This window comes from Brevundimonas sp., from assembly GCF_031082345.1.
GTDB lineage: Bacteria > Pseudomonadota > Alphaproteobacteria > Caulobacterales > Caulobacteraceae > Brevundimonas.
This window is the reverse complement of the sequence record NZ_JAVHLH010000103.1, coordinates 3,502-8,995: the sequence shown is the minus strand read 5'-3', so window position 1 is coordinate 8,995 and position 5,494 is coordinate 3,502. Positions and strand designations below refer to the sequence as shown.

General features: G+C 68.0%; 2 protein-coding genes. Both read right to left on the bottom strand.

Going from position 1 to position 5,494, the window contains the following annotated elements:
- A partial coding sequence (locus RDU12_RS08325) for a nitrate reductase subunit alpha (RefSeq protein WP_308684428.1) occupies positions 1-3,487 on the bottom strand: 3,487 nt, incomplete at its 3' end.
- Positions 3,484-5,494, bottom strand: a 2,011-nt coding sequence (locus RDU12_RS08320; RefSeq protein ID WP_308684427.1) for an MFS transporter, incomplete at its 5' end; no start/stop codon positions are given. The genes RDU12_RS08320 and RDU12_RS08325, both read right to left, overlap by 4 nt.

Below are 5,494 nucleotides of genomic sequence, written 5' to 3'. Positions count from 1 at the left end.
GGTACATGATCGCCGTGCCGGCCATGACCCGCTGCGAAACGATGGCCCGGGCGGTCACCGCGCCGTTGACGTTGAAGGCCTCGATCCAGTCGTTGTCCTCGATCCCCGCCTGGGCGGCGTCGACCTCGCTGATCCAGATCACCGGCCCGCCGCGGTTGAGGCTGAGCAGGATCAGGTTCTCCGCATAGGTCGAGTGGATGCCCCACTTCTGGTGCGGGGTAAGGATGTTGAGCAGGATCTCGGCGTTGCCGTTGGGCAGCTTGTTGTGCACCGCGCGCACCGTGCGGGTGTCGATCGGCGGCCGCCAGGTGACGAAGCCTTCGCCGAAGGCCCGCATCCAGTGGTGGTCCTGGTACATCTGCTGGCGCCCGCTGAGGGTCCGCCACGGGATCAGCTCGTGCACATTGGTGTAGCCGGCGTTGTAGCAGACGTGTTCCGACTCCAGCCCCGACCAGGTCGGCGACGAGATGATCTTGCGCGGCTGGGCGACGACGTCGCGGAAGCGGATCTTCTCCTCCTCCTTGCCTTCGGCCAGGTGGGCGTGCTCGCGGCCGGTCAGCTTCGACAGCGCCTGCCACGCCTTGACCGCCACCTCGCCGTTGGTCTCGGGCGCCAGCGACAGGATCGTCTCGCAGGCGTCGATGTCGCTGAGGATGCGCGGCCGGCCCTTGGACGGGCCTTCCTCCAACACCACCCCGTTCAGCCCGGCGAGCAGGGCCACCTCGGCGTCGGTGTTCCAGCTGATGCCCTTGCCGCCGTTGCCGAGCTTCTCCAGCGCGGGTCCCAGCGAGGTGAATTTCGCATAGGTCTGGGCGTAGTCGCGCTCGACCAGGGTGACGTTGGCCATGGTGCGCCCCGGTTCCGGTTCGCACTCGCCCTTGGCCCACTCCTTCGGGGCGTAGGGCTGGCCCAGCTCCTGGGCGGTGTCATGCATGATCGGCGTCATCACCAGGTCGTGCTCGACGCCCAGCACCTCCGGGGCGACCTCCGAGAATTTCTTCGCGATGGTGCGGAAGATGTCCCAGTCGCTCTTGCACTCCCACACCGGGTCGACCGCCGCGGTCAGCGGGTGGATGAAGGGGTGCATGTCCGAGGTGTTGAGGTCGTGCTTCTCGTACCAGGTCGCCGTCGGCAGCACGATGTCGGCGTAGAGGCTGGTCGTCGACATGCGGAAGTCGATGTTGACCATCAGGTCCAGCTTGCCGACCGGCGCCTCCTCGCGCCAGGTCACCTCCTGGGGTTTTTCACGGCCGTCCTCGCCGAGGTCGACGCCGACCACGCCGTGCAGGGCGCCGACGAGGTGTTTGAGGAAATATTCGTGGCCCTTGCCGCTGGCCCCGAGCACGTTGGAGCGCCAGAAGAACATGTTGCGCGGCCAGTTCCGCGGGTTGTCCGGGTCGACGCATGACAGCTTCAGCTCGCCGGACTTCAGACGGTCCGAGACATAGGCCTTCGGGTCGGCGCCGGCGTCGAAGATGGTCTTGCCGATGCTGAGCGGATTGGTCTCCAGCTGCGGCGCGGAGGGCAGCCAGCCCATGCGCTCGGCGCGCACGTTGAAGTCGATCATGCTGCCCGACCAGTCGCCCTCGGGCGCGGTGGGCGACAGGATCTCGTCGATGCGCAGGCTCTCGTAACGCCACTGGTCGGTGTGGGCGTAGAAGAACGAGGTGCCGTTCATGAACCGGGTCGGGCGCAGCCAGTCGAGGGCGAAGGCCAGCGGGGTCCAGCCGGTCTGGGGCCGCAGCTTTTCCTGGCCGACATAGTGGGCCCACCCCCCGCCGGACTGGCCGACGCAGCCGCACATCACCAGCATGGAGATGATGCCGCGATAGGCCATGTCCATGTGGTACCAGTGGTTCAGGCCCGCGCCGAGAATGACCATCGAGCGGCCGCGGGTCTTCTCGGCGTTGGTGGCGAACTCGCGGGCGGTGGTGATGATCGCCTCGCGCGGCACTCCGGTGACGTTCTCCGCCCAGGCCGGGCTGAACGGGGCGTCGTCGTCGTAGCTGGCGGCGACGTTGCCGCCGCCGAAGCCGCGGTCGACCCCGTAGTTGGCGCAGAACAGGTCGAACACCGTGGCGACCAGGGTCTCGCCGTCCTTGAGCTGGACGCGGCGGACGGGGACGTTGCGCTCGAGAATCTGCTCGTGGCTGGTCGAGACGAAGCTCTCGGGGGCGGTCCCGCCGAAATAGGGGAAGCCGACCGGCAACACCTCGTCCCAGCCCTCGGCGAAGCTCATCTTCAGCCGGATGTCGGCGCCCTTGCCGTCCTTCTCTTCGAGGTTCCACTTGCCGGCGTCGCCCCAGCGATGGCCGGACTGGCCCTGCGGGCAGACGATCTCGCCGCTGAGCTCGTCGAGACCGACGCATTTCCAGTCGGGGTTGGCCGTCTCGCCCAGCTGGTCGGCGAAGTCGGCGGCGCGCACCATGCGGTCGGCGACCAGCCGGCCGTCGCGCTCGACCAGCTTCACCAGCAGCGGGAAGTCGGTGTAGCGGCGGCCGTATTCGGCGAAATACTCGGTCTGCCGGTCGCAGTGGTATTCCTTCAGGATCACATGGCCGAAGGCCAGCGCCAGGGCGGCGTCGGTGCCCTGTTTGGGGTGCAGCCACAGGTCGGCGAATTTGGACGCCTCGCTGTAGTCCGGCGTGATGACGACGCTCTTGGTCCCCTTGTAGCGGACCTCGGTGTAGAAATGGGCGTCAGGCGAGCGGGTCTGCGGGATGTTCGAACCCCAGACCAGCAGGAAGCCGGCGTTATACCAGTCCGCGCTTTCGGGGACGTCGGTCTGCTCGCCCCAGGTCTGCGGCGAGGACGGCGGCAGGTCGCAATACCAGTCGTAGAAGCTCAGCACCGTGCCGCCGATCAGCGACAGGTAGCGGCTGCCGGCGGCGTAGGAGATCATCGACATGGCCGGGATCGGCGAGAAGCCGGCGATGCGGTCGGGGCCGTACTCCTTGATGGTGTAGGCGTTGGCCGCGGCGATGATCTCGGAGACCTCGTCCCAGCCGGCGCGGATGAAGCCGCCGCGCCCGCGCCGCGACACCCAGCTGTGGCGCTTGCCGGGGTCCTCGACGATCGAGCGCCAGGCGGCGACCGGGGTCAGCGTCTTGCGGGCCTCGCGCCAGTGGCGGAGCATCCGGCCGCGCACCAGCGGGTATTTGATGCGCGTGCCGGAATACAGGTACCAGCTGTAGCTGGCGCCGCGCGGGCAGCCCCGCGGTTCATGGTTGGGCAGGTCCGGCCGGGTGCGCGGATAGTCGGTCTGCTGGGTCTCCCAGGTGACGATGCCGCCCTTGACGTAGATCTTCCACGAGCACGAGCCGGTGCAGTTCACCCCGTGGGTCGAGCGCACGATCTTGTCCGCCGCCCAGCGCGACCGGTAGGCGTCCTCCCAGTCCCTGTTCTCGCGGGTGGTCACGCCGTGACCGTCCGAGAAGGTCTCCTTGTCGCGCCGGAAATAGGTCAGGCGATCGAGGAAATGGCTCATGGGGTGCGACCTTCCGCTGGGGTTGGACGAAGAGGCGGTGGGGCGCGGCCGGTTTCGGTCGCCCGCAGCAGGCCGCGCGGGCCGGCGTAGGCGAACCAGGTCAGGGCGGCGCAGGTGACGTAGAAGGCCATGAAGGCCCACAGGGCGGCCTCGGGCCCGCCGGTGGCGTCGATCGAGGCGCCGTAGGCCTTGGGAATGAAAAAGGCGCCGAAGGCGGCGATGGCCGAGGTAAAGCCGACGATGGCGGCCGCCTCACGGTCGGCGCGCACCCGCTGTTCGGCCGGCGTCAGCTCGGGGGCCAGACGCGCCGTCTCCAGCGTCATGATCGGGCCGATCATCTGGAAGGTCGAGGCGTTGCCGACGCCGGTCAGGAAGAACAGGGCGATGACGCTGCCGAAGAAGCCCGAGAAGGTCCCGACCGACAGGGCGTAGAGCATGGCCCCGACCGCCGCGATCATGCCGATGAAGACCCACAGGGTGACCCGGGCGCCGCCCCAGCGATCGGAGACCCAGCCGGTGCCGGCCCGCGACAGGGCCCCGACCAGCGGGCCGAGGAAGACGTACTGGAGCGAATTGACCTCGGGAAAGGCCATTCTGGCCAGCAGGGGGAAGCCGGCGGAGAAGCCGATGAAGGAGCCGAAGGTGCCGGTGTAGAGCCAGCACATCAGCCAGTTGTGGGTGCGCCGGAAGATCGCCGCCTGGTCCGCGAACGAAGCCTTGGCCGAGGCGATGTCGTTCATCCCGAACCACGCCGCCAGCGCGCCAATCATGATGAACGGCACCCAGACGAAGCCGGCGTTCTGCAGCCAGAGCATGGCGCCGTCGTCCGCGGCCGTCTGGTTCTGGCCGCCGAGGGCGCCGAAGATCGAGAAGGTGATCACGATCGGCACCAGGAACTGCATGACGCTGACGCCGAGGTTGCCGAGCCCGGCGTTCAGCGCCAGGGCGTTGCCCCGCTCGGCCTTGGGGAAGAAGAAGCTGATATTGGCCATGGAGGAGGCGAAATTGCCGCCCCCGAAGCCGCACAGCAGCGCCAGCACCAGGAAGATCAGGAACGGCGTTTCGGGGTCCTGGACCGCATAGCCGATGCCGAAGGCCGGGATCAGCAGGGAGGCGGTCGACACCGCCGTCCACAGCCGGCCGCCGAACACCGGGACCATGAAGGCGTAGAAGATTCGCAGGGTCGCGCCGGACAGGCCGGGCAGGGCGGCCAGCCAGAACAGCTGGTCGGTGGTGAAGGCGAAGCCGAGCCTGGGCAGCTGGGCGACGACGACGCTCCACACCATCCAGACCGCGAAGGCGAGCAGCAGGCAGAAGGTCGAGATCCAAAGGTTTCGCCGCGCGATCGGACGGCCGGTGGTGCGCCAGAACTCCGCATCCTCGGGCCGCCAGTCGCTGAGCAGGCCCGCGCGGGCCTTGCGCAGGGTGTCGAGCATCGGCCGGGCCGGTTCGTGGATCGGCTCCATCTCCGGCAGCTCGGGGAGGGTCGTCATCTCCCGTCCGGAGCGGACCGCCTTGGCCTCCATCTGCCGGACGGCGAAATGCATCCACAGCAGGGAGACGGTGACGATCAGGAACAGCAGGGCGAAACAGCTGGTCCAGATGCCGGTGAGGTCGTTCATCACGCCGAAGACGATCGGCAGGACGAAGCCGCCGAGGCCCCCGACCATGCCCACGAGGCCGCCGACGGCGCCGATCTGCTTGGGGTAGTAGACCGGGATGTGTTTGAACACCGCCGCCTTGCCCAGGCTCATGAAGAAGCCGAGCACGAAGATGGCCACCAGGAAGGGGACCAGTCCCATCGAGGTGGAGAAGCTGATCGGTCCGCGGACGCCGTGGATGACGTAGTCGGTCGGCGGATAGGACAGCATGAACAGGCACACGGCCGAGACGCCGAAGGTCCAGTAGAGCACCGCCCGGGCGCCGCCGACCTTTGCGCCGCGCTCGAAATCCAGAATGCCGAGCCTGGTCCCGATATCCCAGTGCGCCAGCGGCTCAAACCCGAAG